Origin of the sequence: Friedmanniella luteola, assembly GCF_900105065.1 — a bacterium.
GTDB classification, from domain to species: Bacteria; Actinomycetota; Actinomycetes; order Propionibacteriales; family Propionibacteriaceae; genus Microlunatus; species Microlunatus luteolus.
On sequence record NZ_LT629749.1, the window covers coordinates 978,231 to 1,004,224 of the forward strand.

The 25,994-nt window shown below is 74.1% G+C and carries 22 protein-coding genes; 3 read left to right on the plus strand and 19 right to left on the minus strand.

Going from position 1 to position 25,994, the window contains the following annotated elements:
• Positions 1–79: 79 nt before the first annotated feature.
• The 7 genes from BLT72_RS04610 to BLT72_RS04640 form a co-directional block, all read right to left on the minus strand.
• Positions 80–568 (minus strand): DUF4383 domain-containing protein, encoded by a 489-nt coding sequence (locus BLT72_RS04610; protein ID WP_091410583.1) that lies wholly within the window; start codon positions 566–568, stop codon positions 80–82.
• A gap of 78 nt (positions 569–646) precedes the next feature.
• A complete protein-coding gene (locus BLT72_RS04615; protein ID WP_091410586.1) occupies positions 647–1,030 on the minus strand; it encodes a GntR family transcriptional regulator in 384 nt (127 codons plus the stop codon).
• 4 nt (positions 1,031–1,034) lie between these two features.
• A complete protein-coding gene (locus BLT72_RS04620; protein WP_231930330.1) occupies positions 1,035–2,246 on the minus strand; it encodes an MFS transporter in 1,212 nt (403 codons plus the stop codon).
• The gene (gene mshA, locus BLT72_RS04625) at positions 2,239–3,489 is read right to left on the minus strand and encodes a D-inositol-3-phosphate glycosyltransferase (RefSeq protein ID WP_231930331.1); all 1,251 of its coding nucleotides are present in this window, start codon (positions 3,487–3,489) and stop codon (positions 2,239–2,241) included. Before mshA ends, BLT72_RS04620 begins: the two co-directional genes overlap by 8 nt.
• A 47-nt stretch (positions 3,490–3,536) precedes the next feature.
• Positions 3,537–4,343 (minus strand): CDP-glycerol glycerophosphotransferase family protein, encoded by an 807-nt coding sequence (locus tag BLT72_RS23270; RefSeq protein WP_091410589.1) that lies wholly within the window; start codon positions 4,341–4,343, stop codon positions 3,537–3,539.
• Positions 4,344–4,607: 264 nt separating this feature from the next.
• Positions 4,608–5,378 (minus strand): HAD family hydrolase, encoded by a 771-nt coding sequence (locus tag BLT72_RS04635; RefSeq protein ID WP_197677202.1) that lies wholly within the window; start codon positions 5,376–5,378, stop codon positions 4,608–4,610.
• Entirely contained in the window at positions 5,375–6,907 is a 1,533-nt protein-coding gene (locus tag BLT72_RS04640) for a mannitol dehydrogenase family protein (protein ID WP_197677203.1), read from the minus strand. The genes BLT72_RS04635 and BLT72_RS04640 overlap by 4 nt, the downstream gene beginning before the upstream one ends.
• Positions 6,908–7,106: 199 nt before the next feature.
• Between BLT72_RS04640 and BLT72_RS04645 the strand changes: the two genes are divergently transcribed.
• Positions 7,107–8,426 (plus strand): phenylacetate--CoA ligase family protein, encoded by a 1,320-nt coding sequence (locus BLT72_RS04645; RefSeq protein WP_197677204.1) that lies wholly within the window; start codon positions 7,107–7,109, stop codon positions 8,424–8,426.
• A 189-nt stretch (positions 8,427–8,615) separates the two neighbouring features.
• Here BLT72_RS04645 and glnA read toward each other — a convergent pair whose 3' ends face one another.
• Together glnA and BLT72_RS04655 are read right to left on the minus strand one after the other, a co-directional pair.
• A complete protein-coding gene (gene glnA, locus BLT72_RS04650; protein WP_091410594.1) occupies positions 8,616–10,037 on the minus strand; it encodes a type I glutamate--ammonia ligase in 1,422 nt (473 codons plus the stop codon).
• Positions 10,038–10,263: 226 nt separating this feature from the next.
• On the minus strand, positions 10,264–12,435 hold the full coding sequence (locus BLT72_RS04655) for a glutamine synthetase III family protein (RefSeq protein WP_091410596.1): 2,172 nt from the start codon (positions 12,433–12,435) through the stop codon (positions 10,264–10,266).
• Between the two features lie 170 nt (positions 12,436–12,605).
• Here BLT72_RS04655 and BLT72_RS04660 point away from each other — a divergent pair, with 170 nt between their 5' ends.
• A complete protein-coding gene (locus tag BLT72_RS04660) occupies positions 12,606–13,034 on the plus strand; it encodes an RDD family protein (RefSeq protein WP_091410598.1) in 429 nt (142 codons plus the stop codon).
• Positions 13,035–13,059: 25 nt separating this feature from the next.
• On the opposite strand, the gene BLT72_RS04665 is transcribed toward BLT72_RS04660, so the two are convergent.
• Positions 13,060–14,424: an FAD-binding oxidoreductase gene (locus BLT72_RS04665; protein ID WP_091410601.1), complete on the minus strand. Its 1,365-nt coding sequence runs from the start codon at positions 14,422–14,424 to the stop codon at positions 13,060–13,062.
• Positions 14,425–14,453: 29 nt separating this feature from the next.
• Positions 14,454–16,244: an ABC-F family ATP-binding cassette domain-containing protein gene (locus tag BLT72_RS04670; protein ID WP_091410603.1), complete on the minus strand. Its 1,791-nt coding sequence runs from the start codon at positions 16,242–16,244 to the stop codon at positions 14,454–14,456.
• A gap of 203 nt (positions 16,245–16,447) precedes the next feature.
• Here BLT72_RS04670 and BLT72_RS04675 point away from each other — a divergent pair, with 203 nt between their 5' ends.
• A complete protein-coding gene (locus BLT72_RS04675; RefSeq protein WP_091410605.1) occupies positions 16,448–16,939 on the plus strand; it encodes a DUF1707 SHOCT-like domain-containing protein in 492 nt (163 codons plus the stop codon).
• Here the strand turns inward: BLT72_RS04675 and BLT72_RS04680 are convergent.
• The 8 genes from BLT72_RS04680 to lpdA form a co-directional block, all read right to left on the minus strand.
• Positions 16,918–17,721, minus strand: coding sequence for a DUF4191 domain-containing protein (locus tag BLT72_RS04680; protein ID WP_091410607.1), 804 nt, complete (start codon positions 17,719–17,721; stop codon positions 16,918–16,920). The two genes, BLT72_RS04675 and BLT72_RS04680, sit on opposite strands and share 22 nt — an antisense overlap.
• A 68-nt stretch (positions 17,722–17,789) precedes the next feature.
• Entirely contained in the window at positions 17,790–18,722 is a 933-nt protein-coding gene (gene lipA, locus BLT72_RS04685) for a lipoyl synthase (protein WP_091410609.1), read from the minus strand.
• A gap of 58 nt (positions 18,723–18,780) precedes the next feature.
• Positions 18,781–19,752 carry an ABC transporter permease subunit gene (locus tag BLT72_RS04690; RefSeq protein ID WP_157720297.1) on the minus strand — a complete coding sequence of 324 codons (972 nt, stop codon included), beginning with the start codon at positions 19,750–19,752 and terminating at the stop codon, positions 18,781–18,783.
• Complete coding sequence (locus tag BLT72_RS04695; protein ID WP_091416701.1) at positions 19,749–20,777, minus strand: ATP-binding cassette domain-containing protein; 1,029 nt, start codon at positions 20,775–20,777, stop codon at positions 19,749–19,751. The genes BLT72_RS04690 and BLT72_RS04695 overlap by 4 nt, the downstream gene beginning before the upstream one ends.
• 89 nt (positions 20,778–20,866) lie before the next feature.
• Positions 20,867–21,613: a lipoyl(octanoyl) transferase LipB gene (gene lipB / locus BLT72_RS04700; protein WP_091410614.1), complete on the minus strand. Its 747-nt coding sequence runs from the start codon at positions 21,611–21,613 to the stop codon at positions 20,867–20,869.
• A 9-nt stretch (positions 21,614–21,622) separates the two neighbouring features.
• Positions 21,623–22,528 (minus strand): TIGR01777 family oxidoreductase, encoded by a 906-nt coding sequence (locus BLT72_RS04705; RefSeq protein ID WP_091410616.1) that lies wholly within the window; start codon positions 22,526–22,528, stop codon positions 21,623–21,625.
• 7 nt (positions 22,529–22,535) lie between these two features.
• On the minus strand, positions 22,536–24,479 hold the full coding sequence (sucB, locus tag BLT72_RS04710; RefSeq protein WP_425349220.1) for a 2-oxoglutarate dehydrogenase, E2 component, dihydrolipoamide succinyltransferase: 1,944 nt from the start codon (positions 24,477–24,479) through the stop codon (positions 22,536–22,538).
• 92 nt (positions 24,480–24,571) lie between these two features.
• The gene (lpdA, locus tag BLT72_RS04715) at positions 24,572–25,966 is read right to left on the minus strand and encodes a dihydrolipoyl dehydrogenase (RefSeq protein ID WP_091410621.1); all 1,395 of its coding nucleotides are present in this window, start codon (positions 25,964–25,966) and stop codon (positions 24,572–24,574) included.
• Positions 25,967–25,994: the final 28 nt, after the last annotated feature.

Here is a 25,994-nt window from a genome sequence, read left to right on the forward strand (position 1 = left end):
CCCGACCCGGGGACGGCCGAGCCCCGCGCCCGTCGGCTGGCGACGGGCCCGGGGCTCTGCGGTGGTCAGGCGTCCGAGGTCAGGCGTTGGCGACGTCGGTGTGCCGCTCGACGTCCGGGCGCCGGGTCAGCAGGGCGCCGAGGGCGATCATGCCCAGGCCGAGCACCAGGTGCAGGATGTCGTCCGCGACGTTCAGCGGCACGAAGTTGGCGTCGCTGTCGTTCCCCACGGCCAGGCCGTAGACGAACAGCACGAGGTAGATGACCCCGCCGCCGATGAGGTAGTTCTTCGCGCCGCGGATGCTGCGGGACAGCACCAGGCCGGCGACGCCGAAGAGCAGGTGCACGATGTTGTGCAGGATCGAGACCTGGAACAGGCCCAGCAGCTTGGCCTCGGAGTGGTGCGAGGCGAACTGCAGGGTGTCGTAGTTGGTGGTGATGCCGGGGATGAACCCCAGCACGCCGACGGCGAGGAAGACGATGCCGACGAGGCGGGCGGCCTTCTGGACATCGGTGGGGCCGCGGCCGTGCGTGGTCGCGCCGGTGCCGCTCTGCGAGGCGGTGGACATGGGATCTCCTGTGACGGTGCGGGGAAGTTGTCGTCCGCGTTGTACCCCGCGGTTCTCCACCACAAACCGCGGCGCTCGTCAACCCCCCAGCACCGACCGGACGAGGCGCAGCACCTCGGCGGAGCTCATCCCCTCGTCGAGCAGCGGCTGCAGGACGGCGCGCAGCTGCTGCCGGGTGCGCGCGGTCGCCTCGACCCGCTGGTCGGCCACCACGGTGCCGTTGCGGCCCGCGGTCTCCACGAAGCCCTCCTGCTCCAGGCCGCGGTAGGCCTTGGCCACCGTCCCCGGGGCGACGCCGAGCGTCGCGGCCAGGGTGCGCACCGGCGGCAGCCGCCGCCCGGGCGGCAGCACCCCGGACGTCACCAGGTCGACGACCTGGACCTGGATCTGCTCGGCCACGGGGAGGGCCGAGGCCGGGTCCAGCCGCAGCGCGGGCAGGTCGGACGGTGCGGGGGTGCTCACCCGCTCAGCCTGCCGGAGGCCGGCGGAGGCTGACCAGCAGCAGGACCAGCGACACGACCTGGGTGAGGGCGACGACGGTGACCAGCCCCGGCAGCGACCGCTCGTACAGCCAGCCGGCGGCCGCCCCGCCCAGCACCGCGGCGCCGCCCTGCACCGCGGCGAACGAGCCGTAGGCGGCGGCGCGGCGGCCGGCGGGGACGAGGTCGGCCACCAGGGCCTTCACCGTGGAGTCCTGGACGCCGACGGCGGCGCCCCAGACCAGCACGCCGGCGACCGCCGGCCCGAGGTCGTCGGAGAAGGCCAGCAGCGGCACGAGGACCACGAGCACGGGCAGCACCAGCAGCACCCGCCCGGCGACCCGGTCGTAGGCCCAGCCGGTGGCCAGCGCGGCGAGCGCGCCCACGGCCATGGCGCCGGCGTAGACGACGGGGACGCCCGCCACCGGCACCACCTGCTCGCGGGTCAGGTGGAACGAGATGACGCCGAAGGTGACCAGTCCCGCGGTGGCCGCGGCCGACGACGCCGCGAACCACCAGAACCGCCGGGGCAGCCGGGTGGTGAGGACGGGCGCAGCGGCCGTCGGGCGCTCCCGCGACGCTCGTGGGCCGTCGACCCGCCGCCGGACCCACAGCAGCAGGGCCATCGCCACCCCGCCGGGCACGACGAGCACGGCCAGCGCCGGCCACAGCGCCCCGGTGAGCGCGGCGACGCCGGCCACCAGCAGCGGCCCGGCGAACGCGCCGACCTGGTCGAGCGCCTTGTGGACGCCCAGGCCGCGGCCCAGCCCCACCTGCGCCGCGGCGGTGGCCAGCAGGGCCGATTTGGCGGGGCTGCGGACCGCCTTGCCGGTGCGCTCGGCCAGGACCAGGGCGATCGCCACGGCGAGCCCGGCGGCGCCCAGGAACGGGGTGACCGCCAGCAGCGGCACGCAGACGGCCGTGAGCGCGTAGCCGGCCAGCGTGAGGCCCCAGTAGCGCCCGGTCCGGTCGGCCAGCGAGCCCGAGAACAGCCGCAGCACGAGCGCGACGGCCTCGCCGAGCCCCGTGACCAGCCCGACGACGACGGCCGTCGCCCCCAGCGAGGCCAGCAGCGGCCCGGTGACCGAACGGGCGCCCTCGTAGACCATGTCGGCGGCCAGGCTCACCACCCCGAACCCGACGACGGCCCGCCAGGCCCCGGCGGTCCGCTGCTGCTCCGCCGTCGCCGGCTCAGCCACGCGCGCCCCGGCGGACCCGAGCGGCGTGGTAGGCCTCGAGCGTCGCGGCGGCGGTGTTGTCCCAGCTGAACCGCGACGCGTGCCCGGCGGCGTTGGCGCCCATCCGGCCGCGCTCCCCGGCGTCGTCCAGCACGGCGGCCAGCGCGTCGGCCCAGGCCTCCGGGGCGTGGCCGGCCACCAGCAGCCCGGTCTGCCCGTCGCGGACGGCGTGCCGCAGCCCGCCGACGTCGGTGGCGACCACCGGGCGGCCGCACGCCTGGGCCTCCAGCGCGACCAGCCCGAAGGACTCGTTGTAGGAGGGCACCGCGACGACGTCGGAGGCGCAGTACCAGCGGAACAGCTCCGAGCGCGGGGAGTGCGGCCGCAGCTCGACCACGTCGGCCACCCCCAGCTCGGCCGCGAGCGGGCCGAGCGAGCCGGCCCAGGCGGCCTGCGGGCCGCTGGGGCTGCCGACGACGATCAGCCGCAGCTGCTGACGTCGCCGGGGGTCGCGGCGGACCAGCTCGGCCACCGCCCGGATGACGACGTCGGGCGCCTTGAGGGGCTGGATCCGGCCGACGAACAGCACGACCTGCCGGTCGGGGTCGACGTGCAGCTGGGTCCGGGACGCCGGCTGCTGGCACGCGTGGAAGGTGTGCAGGTCGACGCCGGGCGGCACGACGGCGATCGCGGCCGGGTCGGCGGCGTAGTGCCGCTGCAGCTCCTCGGCCTCGTCGGTGGTGTTGGCGGTGAGGACGTCGGCCCCCGCGACGACCTCGGCCTCACCGCGCTCCCGGACGTCGGGCTCGCCGGTCTGCCCGGCGCCCAGGGCGCCGTTCTTCACCCGCGCCATCGTGTGCATGGTGTGCACCAGCGGCAGCCCGTGCCGACGGGCGACGGCCAGGCCGACTTGCCCGGAGAGCCAGTAGTGGGAGTGCAGCAGGTCGTGCCCGTCGAGCCGCTGCTCGAGGGCCGCGGTGAACGCGGGCAGCAGGGCCGGCAGGTCCTCCTTGGCCACCGGCTCGCGGGGGCCGGCCTCGACCTGCACGACGCGGGTGTGCTCGTTGACCTCGACGACGTCGGGTCCGTCGTCCTCGGCCCGGGTGAACACGTCCACGGCCACGCCGCGCTCACCGAGCCGGCGGGCCACCTCGGCCACGTAGACGTTCAGGCCGCCGGCGTCGCCGACGCCCGGGGTGGCGAGCGGGGAGGTGTGCAGGCTGACCATCGCGATCCGCTGCGGGTACTCGACCGGGGCCCCCACGCGCACCTCCCTCTGCCGTCCGGGAGGCCCGCGCCGCCCGGGACACCCTATCCCCGGGCGCCCGACGTCAGCCGTGCCCCGGCGCGCAGGGCGGCCCGCTCCGGGGCCCGCCCCGTCGTCGCCCTCGGGGCCGCCCGCCGGGCGGTCTCGTGGAAGACCGGCCCCAGCCGCTCGGCCGCCCGGCCGTCGGCGTGGCGGAGCCGTAGCCCGGGGAGGTCGACGAGGGCGTCGGCCACCTCGTCGGTGGTCCGGACGACCGGACCGGGGGCCACCTCCTCCAGGTCGACGTAGAAGCCCCGCAGGTCGTCGCGGTACGCCTCGAGGTCGTAGGCGTAGAAGAGGAGGAGCGGCTTACCGGTGATGGCGAAGTCGAACATCACGGAGGAGTAGTCGGTCACCAGCACGTCGGCCGGCCGGTACAGCGCGTGCACCTCGGGGTGGCGGGAGACCTCGACGACGCCGGGCCGGTAGAACTCGCGGTCGCGCCAGGTGGGCGCGTGGAGGACGGCGGTCGTGCCCTCGGCGACCTTGCCCGGCGGGGCCCACAGGGAGTCGTGGTGGATCCGCTTGAGCGGGGTGCCGTGCCAGGTCTGCAGGTACCGCGCGCCGGGCTTCTCCACCCAGTCCAGCTCGAGGTGGGTGTTGCCGACGACGAGGTCGGCCGACTCGAGCGCCGCCACGGCCTCCGACCCGCCCGTGGGCACCGTCGCCACGTCGGAGGGGAAGGTGCTCGCGTGCCGCGGGTCGCAGAGCCAGACGGGCTGGTCCTGGGGACGGCGTGCCCGCATCCAGGCGTGCAGCGCCCGTGGGCTGTCGCTGCAGCGGCCTTCGAACGAGTCGTAGACCACCTTCATCCTCTGTCCTCCCCTGCAGGGACGGTGGGACGGCCGACCAGGGTCGGGCGTGACGTGCGGACGCGGGGGCGTCACGGGTGCCGGGCCGGCGGCGGGTCCTCGCGGCCCGGACGGCGACGGCGGTGCTCGTGCTGCGGCCGGGCGCTCCCGGGGAGGGAGCGCGGTCCGGCGGCGTGGTCTCCTGCGTGGTGCTGGCAGCCATCCTGCACCGGGGTGAACGCCCGGCCTCCCCGTTGCCGGCGGGCCGGGGGCCGCCGGCCGGGGTCAGGCGGCGCGGTGCTCGGCGGTCCCGACGCCCAGCAGCCCGGCGGCCTCGGCCCAGGAGGTGACGACGGCGCTCACCCCGACCTCCTCGAGGGCCGACCGCCGCGCAGCGCGCTCGTCGGGGGCCACGAACTGCAGGTTGCCGAACGTGGCGAGGCCGGCGGCGACGGCCGAGGTCGCCCCGGCCACCGAGTCCTCCACGGCGACGGCCTCCGCCGGGTCCAGGCCCAGGGCGGCCAGGGCGTGCAGGTAGATGGCCGGGTCCGGCTTGCTGGTCGGGTGGGGGAGCGAGTCCTCGGCGCTGAACCGGCGTCCGGGCGGGAAGAACCCGGCCAGCCCGGTCACCTCGAAGGACGCCGTGATCCGCGCTTCCGCGCTCGAGCTGACCGCCGCCACCCCGAAGCGGTCGGCCAGGGCCGTCAGCGGCTCGAGGACGGCGGGGTCCGGCTGCAGGACGGTCCGCAGGTGGGCCGTGACCTCCTGCTTCTCGGTCTGCACCCAGCGGTCCACGTCCGGCGCCGCCAGCACGCCGACGCCGTGCTCGCGCGCCAGCGCTGCGAGGGTGGAGCGGAAGTTCAGCCCGGTGGTGGCCAGCCGCAGCTCCTCGGCGCCGTAGCGACGGTCCACGCCGTGCTCGGCCAGGAACCGGTTCGTCACCGCGGCGGAGGCGACGAAGGCCGGCTCCTCGGAGGGGAAGAGGTTGCCGTCGGCGTCGCAGAGCACGACGCGGACCCGGCCGAACCGGGTGGGCACCCCGTCGGCGGCGCTCACGCGGCCGACTCCTGGGCCTCGACGCCCGCGTCTCGCTGGAGCGCCGCGGCTGCGGCCAGGGCGCCGTCCTCCAGCCCCGTCAGCGCCGCCTCGAGCTCCTGCGCGAACCCCGGGGTGGCCGCCAGGGCGCCGAACAGGTCGGTGCGGCCCAGCAGCGGGTGCGGGTCGGTGCCCCCCAGCTCGGCCAGCGCCCGCAGCTCGTCCGCCAGGGCGTCGGTGACCTCGAGGGCCCGGCCGTCGTCGTCGGTGCCGCGCAGGTACCGCATCCAGGCCGCGACGGCGAGCACCAGGTGCTCACGCGGGCCGGCGTGGTCGAGCGCCACCTGCACCGACGGCAGCACGTAGGTGGGCACCTTGGTCGAGCTGCGCCGGCAGAGCCGCGCGAGCTCGTCGCTGATCTGGGGGTTCGAGAACCGTTCCACCAGGGTGTCGGCGTACGCGTCGAGGTCGACGCCGGGCACCTGGAGGAGGCCGCGGGCCACCTCGTGGAGGTAGCCCCGGACGAAGCCGCGGATGGTCGGGTCCGCCATGGCCTCGGCGGTGGTGCTGAACCCCGCGAGCGAGGCCAGGTGCCCCAGCGCGCTGTGCGCGCCGTTGAGCATCCGCGTCTTCATGATCTCGAAGGGGCGGACGTCGTCGACGAACTGGACGCCGACCTCGTCCAGCGGCGGCCGGCCGGCGCAGAAGCGGTCCTCGACGATCCACTGGCTGAACGGCTCGGTGATGACCGGCCAGCGGTCGTCGATGCCGTGCCGCCGGGCGATCGCGTCGCGTCCCTCCGGCGTCGTCTCCGGCGTGATCCGGTCGACCATGCTGCCCGGGAACGTCACCTGCTCCTCGATCCAGCCGGCCAGGCCGACGTCCCGCAGCCGGGCGGTGGCGAGCACGGCGGCCCGGGCGAGGTCGCCGCTGTGCTGCGCGTTGTCGCAGGACAGCACGGTGAAGCCGGCCAGGCCGGCGGCGCGGCGCCGCCGCAGCCCCTCGACGAGGAAGCCGAAGGCGGTGCCGGGCGTGCCGGGGGTCGCGACGTCGGCCCGGACGTCCGGGTCCTCCGGGTCGGGCTCGCCCGCCGGGTAGGCCGACCCGGTGATGGTGAGCGTGACCAGCCGGGTGCGCGGGTCGGCCAGGGTGGCCAGCACGGCCTCCGGGTCGTCCGGGGCGAACAGGTAGCGGACGAGCGAGCCGATCACGCGGACGTCGTCGCCCTCGGGTCCGCGGACGACGAGGGTGTAGAGGTGGTCCTGGTCGCCCAGCACCTCACCCATCTGCGGGCTGCGCAGACCGACACCGGTGATGCCCCAGCCGGTGGACACGCCGGCCCGGGCCAGCTCGTCGAAGTAGACGGCCTGGTGGGCGCGGTGGAAGCCGCCGACGCCGATGTGGACGACGGCGGGCTCGAGCTGGCTCCGGTCGTAGCCCGGGACCGCGACGGCGTCCGGGAGCGCCGCGACGCTGCCGTCGTGGAGCGGGGCCGGCGGCTCGGGGGAGAGGGGTGCGGGCGCGTCGGTACGCGCGTGGGTGACGGTCATCGGGGATCGCTTCTGCTGGGGGGCTGCGAGAGCGACGCTCACCCGGGGTCCGTCCCGTCCGGGGGGTCGCGAGCCGACTGCTCGACTGGTCGCGCTCTCAGGATAGGCGGGCCCACCCCTCACCGGCAACGTCGACCCGGTCACACCGGGTCCGGCCGATCGCCGCTCAGCGCCGAGCGGTCCGGGGTAGTCTTCGCGCGTGGCGCCGCCGGCGAGGTTCGTGTCCTTCCAGCAGCGGACGCGGCAGGCGTTCCCGCTGCGACTGGGCATGCGCTGGTCGTTGGACCGGATGCAGCGACGCTCGGCCGAGGAGATCGTCCGCTACCAGGAGCGCCGCCTGCGCCTGCTGGTCCGGCTCGCGGCGTCGAGGTCGGACTTCTACCGCGACTGGTTCGCCGGTGCTGGCGTCGACCCCGCCTCGATCCGGACGCTGGCCGATCTCGAGAAGCTCCCGCTGCTGGACCGTTCGCACCTGGTCCACCGGCCGGAGCGGTTCCTGGTCTACCCCCGGCTGCTGACGTGGGTCGCCCACTCCAGCGGCACCTCCGGGCAGGTGGTGACGGTCCACCGCACCCCGGGCTCCTCCGTGTACGAGCTGGCCTCGCTGCAACGGCAGTGGAGCTGGTTCGACGTGCCCCACCGGCCACGGAGCCTGCTGCTGCGGAGCAGCGACCCGGATCCGGAGGGAGCGGGCGTGCTGACCCGCGAGATCCCGGCGACCCGTCAGCTGCTGGTGTCCAGCTTCCGCCTGGGCCAGGAGCAGCTGCCGCAGCTGGTGGACCAGATCCGCGCCTTCGACCCCCAGGTGGTCGAAGGATGGCCCTCCAGCATCACCATCTTGGCGTCGTTGCTCCGGGAACGCGGGGAGCGGTTGCCGGTCCGTGCGGTCATCACCTCGTCGGAGGTGATGACGGTCGAGCAGCTGACCCTGATGCGGGAGGTCTTCGACGGCCCCGTGGTGGACCACTACGGCCAGACGGAGCGGGTGGTGATGGCGGGGGCCTGCGAGGCCGGCGGCTACCACGAGTTCCCCGACTACGGGATCGTCGAGCTGCTGCCGGTCGAGGGCCGCGAGGACCGCTGGGAGATCGTCGGCACCCCGCTGCACAACTGGGGGTTCCCGTTGTTCCGCTACCGGACGGGCGACGAGGTGGGCCCGCGCCCCACCGCCCCGTGCCCGTGCGGTCGGGCCTTCCCGCTGCTCGGGAAGATCGACGGGCGGGTGGAGGACTCCTTCACCGCCGCGAACGGTCGACCGCTGCCGCTGCCCTCGGTGGTGCTGGACGACCTGGTGGGGTTGCGGGAGGTGCAGGTGGCCCAGCTGGCCCCGGGCTGCTTCGAGTTCCGGCTCGTCCCGGGCACGGGTGCCGACACCTCGGCCGCCGAGGAGCAGGCGCGGCGCAACGTCGAGAAGTACTTCGGGCCGGACCAGACCGTGACGTTCCGCGTCATGAGCGAGATCCCCCGCGAGGGCAACGGCAAGCTGCGGGCGGCCGTCCGGCTCTCCGCCCCGTCCTGACGCACCGGTCCTGAGGCCGCCCCGGACCCGTCGACGACCGCTCGTGCCCCGGGCGGGGCTCCGGGCTGATCGCACCGGGCCGCGATCACCGTGGTGATCGCGGCCCGCGCGGCAGCGCGCGACGACGGGTCGCCGCCCCCCGGGGACACCGTGCCCGGCGTCCCCCTCACCTCGCGGTGAGCGGAGCGGTCAGCAGTCGTAGTACAGCTCGAACTCGTGCGGGTGCGGGCGCAGCCGGACGCCGTCGATGTCGGCCCGCTTCAGCTCGACCCAGGCCTCGATCAGGTCGGGGGTGAAGACGTCGCCGCCGAGGAGGAAGTCGTGGTCGGCCTCCAGGTTGTCCAGCACCCCGCCCAGGCTGTCGGGCACGGTCGGCACGGAGGCGTGCTCCTCGGGCGGCAGCTCGTAGAGGTCCTTGTCGACGGGGGCCATCGGCTCGGTCTTCTTCTGGATGCCGTCGATGCCGGCCATCAGGATCGCGGCGAACGCCAGGTACGGGTTCGACGACGGGTCCGGGCAGCGGAACTCGACGCGCTTGGCCTTCGGGTTCGAGCCGGTGATCGGGATCCGCATCGCGGCGGAGCGGTTCCGCGAGCTGTAGACCAGGTTGACCGGGGCCTCGAAGCCGGGCACGAGGCGGTGGTAGGAGTTCACGCTGGGGTTGGTGAACGCGAGGATCGAGGGCGCGTGCGCCAGCACGCCGCCGATGTACCAGCGGGCGATGTCGGACAGGCCGCCGTAGCCGGCCTCGTCGTAGAACAGCGGGGTGCCGGCGTTCCAGATCGAGGAGTGCACGTGCATGCCCGAGCCGTTGTCGCCGAAGATCGGCTTCGGCATGAAGGTGGCCGTCTTGCCCGCCGCCCAGGCCGTGTTCTTGATGATGTACTTGAACTTCTGCAGGTCGTCGCCCGCGGACAGCATGGTGTTGAAGCGGTAGTTGATCTCCGCCTGGCCCGCCGTGCCGACCTCGTGGTGGGCGCGCTCGACGATCAGCCCCGAGGCCTCGAGGTGCTTGGTCATCTCGTCGCGGAGGTCCGCGAAGTGGTCGATCGGGGGCAGCGGGAAGTAGCCGCCCTTGTACTTGACCTTGTACCCGCGGTTGCCGCCCTCCTCGACGCGCCCGGTGTTCCAGGCGCCGGCGACGGAGTCGATGGCGTAGTAGCCGGTGTTGGCCTTGGTCTCGTAGCGCACGTCGTCGAAGACGTAGAACTCCGCCTCGGGGGCGAAGAAGGCGGTGTCACCGATGCCGGTGGACGCCAGGTAGGCCTCGGCCTTGCGCGCGATGTTGCGCGGGTCGCGGCTGTAGGGCTCCTTGGTCAGCGGGTCGTGGACGAAGAAGTTGATGCAGAGCGTCTTCGCGATCCGGAAGGGGTCCAGGTAGGCCGTCGTCGGGTCCGGCAGCAGGGCCATGTCGGACTCGTGGATCTTCTGGAAGCCCCGGATCGACGACCCGTCGAACGCCAGACCGTCCTCGAAGACCTCGGGCCCGAAGGACCCGGCCGGCACGGTGAAGTGCTGCATGGTGCCGGGCAGGTCGCAGAAGCGGACGTCGACGATCTCGACGCCCTCGTCCTTGATGTAGGCCAACAGGTCGTCGGCGCCTTGGAACATTCGTCCTCCGTGGGAGTGGGCGTGCGAGCACGCGAGACGGGATCGAGCCCTTCAGCACGGGCAGCGCCGTCGGGCGCAGGACGGTGCGTCAGGCACGGCGAGGCTATCGCCTCGGCTCCCGGCAAGGTACGCCAGAGGTCGTTACCACCACGTTGCGGAACTGTTGCGGGCGTGCGTCGCCGGACGGCCCCGTGGGAGCCGTCCGGCGGACGTCGTGCGCGGCGGCTCAGATGATGGTCAGCATCTCCTGGTAGGTGGGGAGCGGCCACAGGTCGTCGGCGACCAGACCCTCGAGCGCGTCGGCGGCGCTGCGGACCGCCGTCATCGGCGGGATGAGCGCGTCCCGGGCGTAGGTGGCGTGGTCCATCGAGGTGCCCTCGGCCTCGTGCCCGAGCGCGGCCTCGAGGTCGGCCAGCGCGCCGAGCAGGTCGGTGACCAGACCGGAGATCGCGGTGAGCGTGCCGGTGTCCCAGGGCAGGTCGACGGCCTTGAGGCTCGCGGCCTGGCCGGCGAGCTCGCCGAGGTAGCGCTGGGCCGCGGGCAGGATCGTCGTCCGGCCCAGCTCGGCGGTCTGCTTCGCCTCGACGTGGACGCTGAAGACGTACTGCTCCAGGTAGACCTCCTGGCGGCTGGCCAGCTCGCGGTTGCTCAGCACGTCGTAGCGGTCGAGCACGTCGATGATGGCCGGCTCGGAGAACTGCTGCAGCGCGTCCGGCGTGGTCCGCAGGTTGAGCAGGCCGCGCGCGGCCGCCTCCTCCTGCCACGCGTCGCTGTAGCCGTTGCCGTTGAACACGGCGGCACCGTGGTCGGTGATCATCTTCGCCAGCAGCGTCTGGACCGCCTCGTTGAACGGCGTCCCGGCCTCGACCGCCGTCTCCAGGTCGGTGGCGATGTGGTCCATCGCCTCGGCCATGATCGTGTTGATCGCGACCATCGGTCCGGAGATCGACTGGTTCGAGCCGGGGGCGCGGAACTCGAACCGGTTGCCCGTGAACGCGAACGGGCTGGTCCGGTTCCGGTCCCCCGGGTCGGCCTTCATCGGCGGCAGGGTGTCCACCCCGACGTGCAGGAGGCCGGACTCCTTGGAGTCGGTCGCCCCGCCCTTGGCGATCTGGTCGAAGACGTCCATCAGCTGGTCGCCGAGGAAGATCGAGATGATGGCGGGCGGGGCCTCGTTGGCGCCGAGCCGGAAGTCGTTGCTGGCCGAGGCGACGACGGCCCGCAGCAGCCCGCCGTAGCGGTGCACCGAGCGGATGACGGCGGCGCAGAAGACCAGGAACTGCGCGTTCTCGTGGGGGGTGTCACCCGGGTTCAGCAGGTTGCCCTGCTTCTTGTTCCCGATCGAGAAGTTGACGTGCTTGCCGGAGCCGTTGACGCCGTTGAACGGCTTCTCGTGCAGCAGGCAGGCCATCCCGTAGCGCTCGGCGACCTTCTTCAGCGTGGTCATCATCAGCTGCTGGTGGTCGTGGGCGAGGTTCGACTTCTCGAACAGCGGGGCGATCTCGAACTGGCCGGGGGCGACCTCGTTGTGCCGGGTCTTGGCCAGGATGCCCTGCTTGAACAGCTCCCGGTCGACCTCGATCATGTACGCCAGCACCCGCTCCGGGATGTGGCCGAAGTAGTGGTCGTCGAACTCCTGGCCCTTGGCGGGCGGCGCGCCGAACAGGGTGCGGCCGGTGCTCATCAGGTCGGGGCGGGCGTGGAAGAAGTGCTCGTCGACCAGGAAGTACTCCTGCTCGGCGCCGGCGTAGGAGACGACCGTGTCGATGTCGGTGTGGCCGAACAGCCGCAGCACGCGGGCGGCCTGCACGCTCATCGCCTGCTGCGAGCGCAGCAGCGGCGTCTTCTTGTCGAGGGCCTCCCCGGTCCAGGAGATGAAGATGGTGGGGATGCAGAGGGTGTTGCCGTTCGGGTTCTCGAGGATGTAGGCCGGGCTGGTCACGTCCCAGCCGGTGTAGCCGCGGGCCTCGAAGGTGCTGCGGATGCCGCCGTTGGGGAAGCTGGACCCGTCCGGCTCGCCCTGCAGCAGGGTCTTGCCGCTGAACTCCGCCATCGAGGAGGAGTCGCTGGAGGGCTCGAGGAACGAGTCGTGCTTCTCCGCGGTCAGCCCGGTCAGCGGGTAGAAGACGTGCGCGTAGTGCGAGGCGCCGTTCTCCATCGCCCAGTCGCGCATGGCGGAGGCGACGGCGTCCGCGACCGTCGGGTCGAGCGGGGCGCCCTCCTCGATGGTGGCGTTGACCGAGCGGAAGATGTTCTTCGGCAGCCGGGCCTTCATCTCGGTCGGGCCGAAGACGTTCTTCCCGAACAGCTCACCGAGCGGCTCGCTGAAGTCCTTGTCGGGGATGACGTAGTCGCTGACCGCCTTCACGGCGGCGCGGCGGGTGGCGTTTCCACTCATGCGGTGGCTCCTCGGGTGGTGGCTCGGCGGTGGACCGGGGTCGGACGGCGCGCGCTGCTCACCGGAGGCCCCGTCCGCCCGCAGACGCTACGGAGCGGACAAGTCCGCGGTGTTCCGGCTCGGTGTCGGCGGTGTGACGGCGGCTGCGGGCGGCGACGTAGCCTCGACGGGTGAGCACCGCCACCGCGCCCCAGGAGTACCCCGGCGAGCGGTTGGGGCTGGCCCCGGACGGCCGCGGGTCGCTGGCCTCCTGGCGGTCCCGGATCGCCGCCCTGCTGCTGGACTGGGCCGTCTCGATGGCGGTCGCCGTCGGGCTGTTCGGCACCGCCGTGATGACCTCGAACGGGTGGCAGGCGTGGATGGTGCTCGCCACCTTCTTCGTCGAGTCCGCCGTCCTCAGCTGGCTCACGGGCGGCAGCCTCGGCCAGCTGGTGTGCCGGATCGGCATCGTCCGGCTCGACCGGGTGCCGCTCGGCCTGCTCCGGGCGGTGCTCCGCGCCGCGCTGGTGAGCCTGGCCCTGCCGCCGCTGGTCGTCGGTGCCGACCGTCGCGGCCTGCACGACTACGCCGTCGGCACCGTCGTGGTGCACCGCCGCTGAGGCGGGCTGCGGCCGGTCGGCCGGGCTAGAGCACCGCGCCGGGGTTGAGGATCCCCTGCGGGTCCAGGGCGTCCTTGATCTTCCGGGACAGCGCCATCACGTCGGCGCCCAGCTGGGCCGGCAGCGCCCCCTTCTTGGTGCGGCCCACCCCGTGCTCGCCCGTGATCGTCCCGCCCAGCCCGAGGGCCAGCGTCATGATCTGCTCGAACGCCTGCTGGGCGCGGGCCGCGCCGGCCGGGTCGGCGGGGTCGAAGACGATGATCGGGTGCGTGTTGCCGTCCCCGGCGTGCGCGACGACGGGGATCTCCACCGCCAGCTCGGCCGCGATGGCCGCGACGCCCTCGACCAGCTCGGGCAGCAGCGGCACCGGGACGCCGACGTCCTCCAGCAGCAGCGACCCGCGCGCCTCGATGGCCGGGAACGCCAGCCGGCGGGCGGCGATGAACATCTCGCCCTCCTCCGGGTCGTCGGTGCAGAAGACGTCGTCGGCCCCGGCGGCGCGGCACGCCGCCTCGATCACGGCCACCTCCTCGGCGGCGGCCGCGGCCGGGGCGTCCGACTGCGCGATCAGCAGGGCGCCGGCGCTGCGGTCCAGCCCCATCGGCTTGTGGTCCTCGACCGCGTTGATCGAGGCGGCGTCCATCAGCTCCAGCATCGACGGGCGCAGCGTCCGGCCGACGGCGACGACGGCCCGGGCGGCGGCCGTGACCGTGGGGAACGACGCGACCAGGGTGGCGCGGGGCGGCTGGGCGGGGATCAGCCGCAGGACCGCCCGGGTGACGATGCCCAGCGTCCCCTCGCTGCCCACGAACAGCTTGAGCAGGCTGAGCCCGGCGACGTCCTTGATCCGCTTGCCGCCCAGGGTGATCAGGGTGCCGTCGGCGAGCACGACGTCGAGGCCCAGCACGTAGTCGGTGGTCACGCCGTACTTCACGCAGCACAGGCCACCGGCGTTGGTGGCGACGTTGCCGCCGATCGAGCAGATCTCGTAGGACGACGGGTCCGGCGGGTACCAGAGACCGTGCTCGGCCGCCGCGGCCTTGACCGCGATGTTCAGCGCGCCGGGCTCGACCACCGCCACCCGGGTCTCGACGTCGATCTCGATCCCGCGCATCTGCTCCAGGCTGACCACCAGCCCGCCGTCGACGGCGGACGACCCGCCGGACAGCCCGGTGCCCGCGCCGCGGGGGACGACCGGGACGCCGTGCGCGGTGGCCCAGCGCAGCGCCTCCTGGACGTCGGCGGCGCTCCGGGCCCGGACGACGGCCAGCGGGGTGCCCGCCCCCGGCTCGCGCGCCCAGTCGTGGCGGTAGGCCTCGCACGCGTCCGCGTCCGTCAGCACCGCATCGCCGAGCGCCTCGACCAGACCGTCCAACGTCGTCGTCGTCATGGCGCCAACCTAGCCGCCGTCCGGCGGGGTCAGCCGACCTGCTCGGCCGCCTCCAGCCAGGCCAGCTCCAGGCCGTCCTTCTCCGCCTGCAGGCCGTCGAGGTCGCGCTGCAGGTCGCCGAGCCGGCCGTAGTCCGAGGCGGCCGTGGCCATCTGACCGTGCAGGCGCTCGATCTGGGTGTCCAGCTTCGCCATCTGCTGCTCGACGCGGGCCAGCGTCTTCTTCGCCTGCCGGGTCTCGGTGGCGGCGGCGCCCCGGCCGGGGCCGCCGGCCGAGCCTCCGCCGCTGGAGGTCGGGTTGCCGACGGGACGGTCGCGGCGGGTCTCCAGGTACTGCTCCACCCCGCCGGGCAGCAGCACGCAGGTGCCGTCGCCCATCAGCGCGTAGGTCACGTCGCACACCCGCTCCAGGAAGTAGCGGTCGTGGGACACCACCATCAACGTCCCCGGCCAGGTGTCGAGGTAGTCCTCGATCACGGTCAGGGTGTCGATGTCCAGGTCGTTGGTGGGCTCGTCGAGCAGCAGCACGTTCGGCTCGGCCAGCAGCAGCCGCAGGAACTGCAGCCGGCGCCGCTCGCCGCCGGACAGGTCCGACATCCGGGTGGTGAGCTTGTCGCCGGTGAACCCGAAGTCCTCCAGCAGCGTGCTGGTGCTGCTCTCCTTGCCGGAGGCCAGCTGCGTGGTGCGGCGCACCGCGTTGACCGCCTCCAGCACCCGGAGGTCGCCGGCGAGCTCGGCGACGTCCTGCCGGAGGTGCCCGAGGGCGATGGTCCGGCCCTGCTTCACCCGGCCGCGGTCGGGCTGCAGGTCGCCCGCGAGGAGCTTGAGCAGGGTCGTCTTGCCCGCACCGTTCACCCCGATCAGACCGATCCGCATGCCGGGCCCGATCGACCAGCTCAGGTCGGAGAGCAGCACCCGCCGGGTCTCGTCCGCGCCGACGGCCACGTCGACGTGCTCCAGGTCGAAGACGTCCTTGCCCAGCCGGGACACCGAGAACCGCTCCAGCTCCAACCGGTCGCGGGGCGGCGGCTCGTCCGCGATCAGCGTGTTGGCCGCGTCGATCCGGAACTTGGGCTTCGACGTCCGGGCCGGCGCCCCGCGGCGGAGCCAGGCCAGCTCCTTGCGCAGCAGGTTCTTGCGGCGGGCCGCCATCCCGGCGGCCTGCCGGGACCGCTCGGCGCGGGCCAGCACGTAGGCCGCGTAGCCGCCGTCGTAGGAGTCGACCACCCCGTCGTGCACCTCCCAGACGCGGGTGCAGATCGCGTCGAGGAACCACCGGTCGTGGCTGACCACGAGCATCGCGGTGTCGCGGGCCTGCAGGGCCCGCAGGTGCTCGGCCAGCCAGGCCACCGCCTCGACGTCGAGGTGGTTGGTCGGCTCGTCCAGCACCAGCAGGTCGTGGTCGCCCAGCATCAGCGCGACCAGCGCGGTGCGCCGGCGCTCCCCGCCGCTCAGCGAGCCGACGGCGGCGTCCAGGTCGACGTCGCCCAGCAGGTGCTGCACGACCGAGCGGGCCGCGGCGTCGGAGGCCCAGACGTGGTCCGGGCGGCCGCCGACGATGACGTCGCGGACGGTGCTGTCGGCGGAGAAGTCGTCCGCCTGGTGGAGGTAGCCGATGGAGACGGCGCCGGTCCGGGTGACGCGACCGGCGTCGGGGTCGACGATGCCGGTGAGGATCTTCAGCAGCGTCGTCTTGCCGTCGCCGTTGCGGCCGACGACGCCGATGACGTCGCCCCGGCCGAGCCCCAGGCTGACGTCGTCGAGCAGCGTCCTGGTCCCGAAGGCCATCGTGATGTGCTCGGCGTTGACCAGGTTGACCATCGCTCCTCCTCCCGGCACCCGCGCGCCTGCTGCCGTCCGTGTCCGGGACCCGTCCGGCCCCGCGCAGAGCGGACCGTCAAGGATAACGGCCGCGCCGGACTCCTCAGACCGTGGTCGCGATCCCCGGTCGGGGGGTGGGCCCACGGTCCCGACCTGGGCCGCCACCCTGGAGCGGGAGCCCGTCCGTCGCCGAGACTGACCGCATGGACCCGTCCCACGCCCTGACCGCCCGGCCCTCGACCGCGTTGGCGCAGCGCGCCGGCGACACCGACCGCAGTGCGGTCTGCGACGAGCTCTCCGCCCACTTCGCGGCCGGCCGGCTGCGCGAGGACGAGCTGGACGCCCGGCTGGGCGCGGCGGTGCACGCGACGACCCTGCTGGAGCTGCGCCGGCTGACCGCCGACCTGCCGGCGACCCCGCCGGCCCCCGGCCCCTCGCCGCGGGTGGGGGCACGGCCGGCCTGGACCGCGCTGGACGTCGTCGCCCTGCTGGCGGTGGTCGGCTGCCTCGGGCTGGCCGCGCTGCTCATGCTGGCGCTGACCGTGGGGGGAGCGGGCGGGATGGCCGCCCTGGGCTTCCTCGGCGGCAGCGTGGCCGCCGTCGGCGGTGCGTCGCTGGCGCACCTGGTGCACCGGGGCTGGGCCCGGGCCCAGGCCGCGGCCGAGCGCGACGCTCAGCGGCCCCGCATCGCCTGACGGGCGCCCTTGGCCTGCCGGGCGCTGGTGGGCATCGGTCCCTTGGGGACCGGCACCGGCGGGCGCACGGCGTCGAGCGCCCGCAGCCGGGCCTTGACGTCGGTCACCTGGTTCGCCTGCAGGGTCTTCGGCAGCTTGCGGATGTGGTCGGCCAGCCGTCCCAGCGGGACCTGGCCCTCCTTGTCGCCCATCACGACGGTGTGCACGGTGACGCCGTAGGCGACGCGCTCGTGCTTGCGCACCTCGCCCGCCAGCAGCTGGCGCACCCGTCCGGGCTCGCCCTCGCCGATCAGCACGAGGCCGCCCGGGCCGAGGGTGCGGTGGACGACGTCCCGGCTCCGGTTCGCGGCGATGACCGGCGTGGACACCCACTGCTTCGGCAGCATCTGCAGGGCCACCTCGGCCGAGCCGGCCTGGCCGGCGTAGCGCTGGTAGGTGGCGGCCTTGGCCCGCCGGACCAGCATCAGCATGGCCAGCAGCACCCCGAGGAGCAGGCCCATCAGGACCAGGTAGACGAGGTGGTCCCAGAGCAGGCCGATGACCACGGCGACCACGACGGGAGCCAGTAGCGCCGCCAGCAGCAGCCAGGGCAGGGGCTTGTCGTACTCGTGGGTGAGCTCGTAGGCGCGCCGGATCTGGCGCAGCCGCCCCATGTCGGCCGGGTCGGTGCTCGCCTTGCGGCGGGCCTTCTCGGCCCGCTTGGCGAGGCGCGCCTGCTGCTTCGCCTGCTTCGGGTCCAGCGGCGTCGCGGCGACCGCCTTGGTGCGCGGTTGGTCGGCCATGGTGGCTCTGCCTCTCGTTCCTCCGGGTGCCCCCGGCGGGGCACCCCTTTCTACGCCCTCGCGGACGATCATGCCAATGCGGCGGCGGGCCGGTGGAGCCCGGCCGCGTCGCGCGACTCCAGGGCCTGGCGGTACAGCCGCCCGGCCCGGTAGGAGGAGCGGACGAGCGGTCCGCTCATCACGCCCGCGTAGCCCATCGCGGTAGCCTCGGCGGCCAGCTCGACGAACTCCTCGGGCTTCACCCAGCGCTCCACCGGGTGGTGGCGCGGGGACGGCCGCAGGTACTGGGTGATGGTGATCAGCTCGGTGCCGGCGTCGTGCAGGTCCGCCAACGCCTCGGTGACCTCGGCGCGGGTCTCGCCCATCCCCAGGATGAGGTTCGACTTGGTGACCAGCCCCGCGTCGCGCGAGGCGCGCAGGACGCCCAGCGAGCGCTCGTAGCGGAAGCCGGGGCGGATCCGCTTGAAGATCCGCGGGACGGTCTCGACGTTGTGGGCGAAGACCTCCGGCCGCGTCGCGAACAGCTGGTCGAGGTACTCGGCGTTGCCGGAGAAGTCCGGGGCCAGCATCTCGACGCCGGTGCCCGGGTTCAGCTCGTGGATCTTGCGGATCGTCTCGGCGTACAGCCAGATGCCCTCGTCGGGCAGGTCGTCGCGGCAGACCCCGGTGACCGTGGCGTAGCGCAGGTCCATCTTCTGGATCGACTCCGCGACGCGCAGCGGCTCGCCGGCGTCGAAGTCGGCCGGCTTGCCGGTGTCGATCTGGCAGAAGTCGCAGCGGCGGGTGCACTGGTCGCCGCCGATGAGGAACGTGGCCTCGCGGTCCTCCCAGCACTCGAAGATGTTGGGGCAGCCGGCGGACTGGCAGACCGTGTGCAGGTCCTCCGTCTTCACCATCTGCTGCAGCTCGCGGTACTCCGGGCCCATCCTCGCCGTGGTCTTGATCCAGGACGGCTTCTTCTCGATCGGCACCGATGCGTTGCGGACTTCCAGCCGCAGCATCTTGCGACCTTCTGGGGCGATTGTCACCGGCTCAGACTACCCGCCGTGCCGAGGGTCCTCAGTTGACGTCGCGGCGGCGGAAGACCACCAGCGTGACCGCCACCAGGGCGGCCACCACGACCGCCCAGTAGACCGCGCCGTGGGTGAGCGAGATGACGTGGGTGACCGCCGTCGACTCGAACGTGCCGTCGGGCTGGGCGACCTCGGTGGAGGTGTAGAACTCGTGCCGGCCCAGCAGCAGGGCCAGCAGGTTGTTCTCCGGGAGGTAGCGCTGCACGCCCGCCAGCGCCGGGACGGCCCCCCAGACCACGGCCAGCACGCCGGAGAGGATGAGGTAGCCGAGCACCGTCCCGGCCGCGGCGATGGTGTGCCGGGTCAGCAGGGCCAGCCCGAAGCCGACGACGACCGCGGCGACGCCGACCAGCACCCCGCGGGCCGCCACGGCGGCCAGGTCGCCGAGCCCGTCCAGGGGGCCGCCGACCACCCGGGCGATGACGGCGGTGACGGCGAGCGCGAGGGCGGTCACCACCGCGGTCGAGACGGCCGCGACGAGGACCAGGGCGAGGACCTTGGCGGCGAAGACGCGGTTCCGCTCCGGCACGAAGGTGAGCCAGTTCGCGAGCGCCCCGCTGGACAGCTCGGCTCCGGTCACCGAGGCGCCGAGCAGCAGCAGGGCCAGCCCGCTGAACGCCACCGTGACGACGACGACCAGCTGGCCGGCGGCCTCGAACGTCGAGACGGAGCGGGCCACGTAGTCCTCGAGCCGCGGCGGCGGGTAGGCGCAGTCCTCGGCGCTCAGGCCCGAGTCGCGGCACTCCTGCTCGTACTGCTCGTGGTTCTCGTCGTAGTCCTCGACGGCCTGCTGGTAGGCGACCTGCGCCTGCGCGCGCTCGGCCGCGGTCACGGGTCGCATCGAGCCGGCGACCGCGAGCTGGCTCAGCGCCACCACCAGCAGCACGACGCCCAGGGCCACCCAGGTGAGCCGTCGGCTGCGGATCCGCAGCAGCTCGGCGCGCAGCAGGGCCGTCACCGGAGCTCCTCGCGGGCCGCGCGGGCGGGACCGGGCGCCGGCGGGAGCGGCGGTGGTGGTGCCGTCCGGCTCGCACCGAGGTGCTCCTCGGCGGTCAGGTCGAGGAACACCGACTCCAGGTCGGCCCGCACCGGCACCAGCTCGGCGACGTAGAGACCCTGCTGCGCGAGCAGCCAGGTGATCTGCGCCGGGTCGAAGCCGGGCTGGTCGTCGGCCCGCCGGACCTCCAACCGGCCCTCGGGCAGCGGGTGCGCGGTGAACCCGGCCGGCGCCAGCACCGCGGCCGCCCGGGCGGGGTCGGCCACCAGCACCCGGACGGACGGCCCGCCGACGCGGGCGCCGGCCAGGATCTCGCCGACCTCGCCCTCGGCGAGCAGCCGTCCGCGGCCGATGATCGACACCGTGTCGGCCACCTGCTGCACCTCGTTGAGGATGTGGCTGGAGACCAGCACCGTCTTGCCGCGGTCGGCGAGCCCGCGCATGGTCGCCCGGATCTCGTGGATGCCGGCGGGGTCGAGCCCGTTCGTGGGCTCGTCGAAGATCAGCAGGTCGGGGTCCTTGAGCAGGGTGGCGGCGATGGCCAGCCGCTGCTTCATGCCCAGGGAGTAGGTCCGGAAGCGGTCCCTGTCGCGGCCGGTCAGCCCCACCTCGTCGAGCACCTCGCCGACCCGCCGGGCCGGGGCGCCGATGCCGGTGGCCAGCAGCTCGAGGTTGCGCCGGCCGGAGAACGCGGGGAAGAACTTGGGCTGCTCGACGATCGCGCCGACCCGCCCGATGACCTGCGGCAGCGCACCCGGGATCTCGGCGTCGAAGATGCGGATCGCGCCGGAGTCGGCCGTGATCAGGCCCAGCATCATCCGGATCGTGGTCGTCTTGCCGGAGCCGTTGGGGCCGAGGAAGCCGTGGACGCCGCCCACCGGCACCTTGAGGTCCAGCCCGCCGACGGCCTGGAAGCGACCCTTCCGCGTCCGGTAGGTCTTGCGCAGGTCGGACACCTCGACGGCGTAGGCCGTCTCCTGTGCCAAGGCGCGTCGGGCAGCGTTCACCGGCACAGAGCGGCCTTTCTCGGCGGGGAGGGTCGGCCCACCCTAGCGGGGCAGGACGCCCCGCGGGCTCACGGAGCGCCGACCGTCAGCCCGTAGGTCACCCGCGGTGCCGCCGGGGCGGTCAGCAGGTCCGGCGACTGCTCGTAGGGCTGGAAGGCGAGCAGCTCCTCCAGGTGCGGCCGGAACAGGTGGGCGACCTCGGGCAGGCCCGGCGCCTCGCCGAGCTCGGCCGCGAGCGAGGTGACGCCCACGTCGCTCAGCCCGCACGGCACGATCCGGTCGAAGCCCGCCATGTCGGGGGCGACGTTGATGGCGAGCCCGTGCATGGTGGTGCCGCCCGCGACGCGGACGCCGATCGCGGCGATCTTGCGCTCGGGCCGCGCGGGTCCGCTTCCTGGGCCCGTCGGAGGATCCGCGGCGAGCCAGACCCCGGACCGGCCGCGCACCCGACCGGTGACCAGCCCGTACTCGGCGAACAGGCCGATCATCGCCTCCTCGAGGCGGCGCACGTAGTCCACGACGCCGACGGCCTCGGGCAGCCTGACGATCGGGTAGACCACCAGCTGGCCGGGCCCGTGCCAGGTGATCTTGCCGCCCCGGTCGACCTCGACGACGGGCACGTCGCCGCTGGTCGGCCGCTCGTGCGGCTCGGTCCGCTTGCCGGCGGTGTAGACCTCCGCGTGCTCCAGCACCAGGACGGTGTCCGGCGCGGTGCCCGCCGACACCTCCGCGTGCAGCCGGCGTTGCAGCTCCCAGGCGTCGGTGTAGTCCACCAGCTCGCTGCCCAGGCCGGGGTAGAGGAAGTCGAGGCTCATGCGGCGATCCTAGGTCCGCAGCGCGGAGGCGATCGTCGCGTGGACGTCGGGGGCCTGGAACACGTACCCGTCCCCCGTCAGCCGGGCCGGCACCGCCCAGCAGTCGCCGACCAGCTGCTCCGCCAGCTCCCCGAGCGCCCGCCGCAGCACGAAGGCCGGGGCCTTGAGCAGCCGCGGCCGGCGCAGGGCCCGGGCCAGCGCGTCGGTGAACGCGGCGTTGGTCGTCGGCTCGGGGATGGTCAGGTTGTAGGCCCCGCGCGCCCCCGGCGCCGCGGCGGCCCACAGGGTCACCCCGAGGTAGTCCTCGAGGCTGATCATCGGCATCCACTGCCGGCCCGAGCCGATCACCGTGCCGAGACCGGCCGACCAGGCCAGCTTCATCGGCACGAAGGCGCCCCCGCTGGCGGCCAGCACGGGGCTGGTGCGCAGGAAGGCGGTCCGCACGCCGGCGTCGACCGCCGGCTGCGCGGCGCCCTCCCAGGCGACCGTCAGCTGGGCGAGGAAGTCCGGGGCCGCCGGCGCGTCCTCGGTGGCCGGTGCGGTCCGTGGCTCGGTGCCGTAGCGCGCGATCCCGCTGGCCTGCAGGAAGGCGCGCGGGCGGCCGTCACCCGCCCGGGCCGCCAGGGCCCGGGCGAGCGTGCCGGTGGTCTCCAGGCGCGAGCTGAGCAGCAGCTCGCGACGCGCCGCGGTCCAGGGCTGGGTGAACACGCCCGCCCCGGCGAGGTCGACGACGACGTCCACGCCGTCGAGCACCGCCGGGTCCAGCAGCCCGGCCGCCGGGTCCCAGCGGCGCTCGCTGCCGGTCGCGGGCTCCCGCCGGACGAGCCGGACGACCTCGTGGCCCTCGGTGGCCAGCCGGACCCGCAGCGCGGTGCCGAGGAAGCCGGAGGCCCCGGCCAGCAACCAGGTGCTCATGGCGGTCCTAGACCCCGAACTCGCCCCCGAAGTCGCCCTCTTCCAGGCGCTGCTTCAGCGTCGACAGGAAGCGGGCGGCGTCGGCGCCGTCGACCATCCGGTGGTCGTAGGACAGCGACAGGTACATCATGTCGCGGACCGCGATGACCTCGCCGAGGTTCGGGTCCTGGATGACCACGGGCCGCTTGACGAGCGCGCCGGTGCCCAGGATCCCCACCTGCGGCTGGTTGATGATCGGGGTGTCCATCAGCGTCCCGGCCGACCCGTAGTTGGTGATGGTGAAGGTGCCGCCGCTGAGCTCGTCCGGCGTGACCTTGTTCTGCCGGGTCCGCGCCGCCAGGTCGGCGATCTTCTTCGCCAGGCCCCCGATGTTCAGGTCGCCCGCGTCCTTGATCACGGGGACCAGCAGGCCCTTCTCGGTGTCGACGGCGATCCCCAGGTGCTCCGAGGCCGGGTAGGTGACCTCGCCGGCCTCGGTGTCGATCGTCGCGTTGACCTTCGGGTAGACCTTCAGCGCCTCGACGGTCGCCTTGGCGATGAAGGGCAGGTAGGACAGGCTCGCGCCCTCCCGGGCCTTGAAGGCGTCCTTGGCCTGGGCGCGGATCCGGGAGATGGCGGTCAGGTCGACCTCCACCGTCGCCGTCAGCGTCGCCGACACCTGCTGGGACTCCACCATCCGCTTGGCGATGGTCTTCCGCAGCCGCGACATCTTCTCGGTCGTCCCGCGCAGCGAGCTGGGCTGGAGCGACGGTGCGGCCTTGGCGGGCGCCGGCGCGGCGGCGGCCGGGGCCGCCGGAGCGGGGGCGGGGGCGGCCTTCGCGGCCGCGGCCGCCGCCTTGGCCGCCTCGGCGGCGGCGAGCACGTCCTGCTTGCGGATCCGCCCGCCCACCCCGGTGCCCGTGACCGAGGCCAGGTCGACGTCGTGCTCCTTGGCGAGCTTGCGGACCAGCGGGGTCACGTACACGGCGTCGCCGTCCGCGGCCACGGGCGTCGGCGAGGTCCGGGTGGGCGCCGGGCCGTGCTGCTCGGGCTGGGCGTCCTCCCGGGCGGCGGGCTGCGCCGGGGGCGCAGCCTGAGGCTCGGGAGCACGGGGCTCGGGGGCCGGGATCGGGGCCTGACCGCCCTCGTCGCCGGCGTCGGCCTGCTGGTCGACGTCGGTCCCGTCGGTGACGGTGGCGGTCGCCGGGGCCTGCGGCTCGTCCTGGGTGGCCGCCGTGTTCGCGTCGTCGCCGTGCGGCTGCTCCGCGCTGCCGGCCGGTCCGGCGGCGTCGCCGCCACCGGTGCTGGCCGAGGCGTCGCCGACGACGGCGAGCACCGCACCCACCTCGACCGTCTCGTCCTCGGCCACCCGGATCTCCAGCACGGTGCCGGAGATCGGGGAGGGGATCTCGGTGTCGACCTTGTCGGTGGAGACCTCGAGCAGCGGCTCGTCGGTCTCGACGCTGTCGCCGACCTTCTTCAGCCAGCGGCTGACGGTGCCCTCGGTGACGCTCTCGCCCAGGGCGGGCAGGGTCACCTCGGTGCCGCCGCCAGCGCTGCCGCCGGCGGTCCGCTCGGCCGTCGGGGCCGGTGCGTCGTCCTGCGCGATCTCCGCGTCCGCGGCGCTCGCCGGCTCCGGCTCCGGGCTGGCCTCGGCCTGGGCCGGCTCGGCGCTCGGCGGCTCCGGCGCCGCGTCCCCGCCGCCCGCCTCGCTCTCCTCGCCGATGACGGCGAGCACCGCACCCACCTCGACGGAGTCGTCCTCCTGCGCCCGGATCTCCAGCAGCACCCCGGCGGCGGGGGAGGGGATCTCGGTGTCGACCTTGTCGGTGGAGACCTCCAGCAACGGCTCGTCGACGGCGACGGCGTCCCCGACCTGCTTCAGCCAGCGGGTGACGGTGCCTTCGGTGACGCTTTCGCCCAGGGCGGGGAGGGTTACATCAGTCGACATCGTGTCTTGGGACTCCTTCATCACGTGACCTGGTGCGGTTGCGGGTCAGCCTAGCCTTCGGGCGCCTGAGCCGGTCCAGGGCCGATCCCGGGGTGCCGCGGGCTCATCCTGCCCTAACCGTGGACGTGCAGAGGCCGGCCGGCCAGCGCCAGGTGGGCCTCGCCGAGGGCCTCGTGCTGGGTCGGGTGCGCGTGCTGCAGGCTGGCCACCTCCCCGGGATGGGCGTCCCAGCCGGTGATCAGCTGCGCCTCGCCGACCAGCTCGCCGACGCGCGAGCCCACCAGGTGCACGCCGACGACGGGGCCGTCGGCCCGGCGGACCAGCTTGACGAAGCCGGAGGTGCCGAGGATCTGCGAGCGGCCGTTGCCGGTGAGGTCGTAGGTGAGGGTCTCGACCTCCCCGTACGCCTCGCGCGCGGCCGCCTCGGTGAGCCCGACCGAGGCCACCTCCGGATCGGAGTAGGTGACCCGCGGCAGGTCCCGGTCCTGCGGGGGGACCGGTGCCGCGGCGAGGCGCCCGGCCCGGTGCGCGACCTCCTCGGCCACGAACAGGCCGTGCGCGAACCCGCGGTGGGCCAGCTGCAGGCCCGGCACCAGGTCGCCGACGGCGTAGACCCCGTCGACGCCGGTCGCCAGCCGCTCGTCCACCGCCACCAGGCCGCGGTCCAGCACGACGCCGGCCTCCTCGTAGCCCAGCCCGGCGCTGACCGCCACCCGCCCCACCGCGACCAGCAGGACGTCCGCCGCCAGGGCGCGGCCGTCGGCCAGGGTCACCTCCACCCCGGCCCCGGCCCGCCGGCAGGACTCCAGGGCGACGCCCGTCAGCACCTCGATGCCCCGAGCGCGGAACGCCTTCTCCAGGGCGGCGGACGAGGCCGGCTCCTCGGCGGCCAGCAGCCGGGGCAGCGCCTCGACGAGGGTCACCTCGACGCCGAGGGACCGCCAGGCGGAGGCGAACTCCGAGCCGATCACGCCGCCGCCCAGGACGACGGCCCGGCCCGGCAGGGTGGCGAGCCGCAGGGCCTCGTCGCTGGTCAGCACGACCTCGCCGTCCACCGCGACCCCGGGGAGGTGGCGCGGCGCGGAACCGGTGGCCAGCACCACCGCGGGAGCCCGGTACAGCTCGTCACCGACCTGCACCGCGGGGCCCTCGGCGTCGTGGACGAGGCGGCCGGACCCGGCGACGACGGTGATGCCGCGCGCCCGGACCAGTCCGGTCAACCCCTTGTAGAGGCGGGAGACGACGCCGTCGGCGTAGGTCTGCACGCCGGCGAGGTCGACCTTGTCCAGGGTGGTGTGGATCCCGAAGCGGCTGCCCTCGCGCGCGCTGTCGGCGACCTCGGCCGCGTGCAGCAGCGCCTTGGTGGGGATGCAGCCGCGGTGCAGGCAGGTGCCGCCGACCTTGTCCCTCTCCACCAGGGCGACGGTCAGCCCGAGCTGGGCCGCGCGCAGGGCGCAGGCGTACCCGCCGCTACCGGCACCGAGGACGACGAGGTCGAACACGTTCATCGGACCATCTTGTCAGGCGGCCATACTG

Coding starts and splice junctions, on each gene's coding strand:
- BLT72_RS04610 (WP_091410583.1), bottom strand. CDS start 568: ATGTCCACCGCCTCGCAGAGCGGCACCGGCGCGACCACGCACGGCCGC.
- BLT72_RS23270 (WP_091410589.1), bottom strand. CDS start 4,343: ATGAAGGTGGTCTACGACTCGTTCGAAGGCCGCTGCAGCGACAGCCCA.
- BLT72_RS04640 (WP_197677203.1), bottom strand. CDS start 6,907: ATGACCGTCACCCACGCGCGTACCGACGCGCCCGCACCCCTCTCCCCC.
- glnA (WP_091410594.1), bottom strand. CDS start 10,037: ATGTTCCAAGGCGCCGACGACCTGTTGGCCTACATCAAGGACGAGGGC.
- BLT72_RS04655 (WP_091410596.1), bottom strand. CDS start 12,435: ATGAGTGGAAACGCCACCCGCCGCGCCGCCGTGAAGGCGGTCAGCGAC.
- BLT72_RS04665 (WP_091410601.1), bottom strand. CDS start 14,424: ATGACGACGACGACGTTGGACGGTCTGGTCGAGGCGCTCGGCGATGCG.
- BLT72_RS04670 (WP_091410603.1), bottom strand. CDS start 16,244: ATGGTCAACCTGGTCAACGCCGAGCACATCACGATGGCCTTCGGGACC.
- BLT72_RS04675 (WP_091410605.1), top strand. CDS start 16,448: ATGGACCCGTCCCACGCCCTGACCGCCCGGCCCTCGACCGCGTTGGCG.
- BLT72_RS04680 (WP_091410607.1), bottom strand. CDS start 17,721: ATGGCCGACCAACCGCGCACCAAGGCGGTCGCCGCGACGCCGCTGGAC.
- lipA (WP_091410609.1), bottom strand. CDS start 18,722: ATGCTGCGGCTGGAAGTCCGCAACGCATCGGTGCCGATCGAGAAGAAG.
- lipB (WP_091410614.1), bottom strand. CDS start 21,613: ATGAGCCTCGACTTCCTCTACCCCGGCCTGGGCAGCGAGCTGGTGGAC.
- BLT72_RS04705 (WP_091410616.1), bottom strand. CDS start 22,528: ATGAGCACCTGGTTGCTGGCCGGGGCCTCCGGCTTCCTCGGCACCGCG.
- sucB (WP_425349220.1), bottom strand. CDS start 24,479: ATGAAGGAGTCCCAAGACACGATGTCGACTGATGTAACCCTCCCCGCC.
- lpdA (WP_091410621.1), bottom strand. CDS start 25,966: ATGAACGTGTTCGACCTCGTCGTCCTCGGTGCCGGTAGCGGCGGGTAC.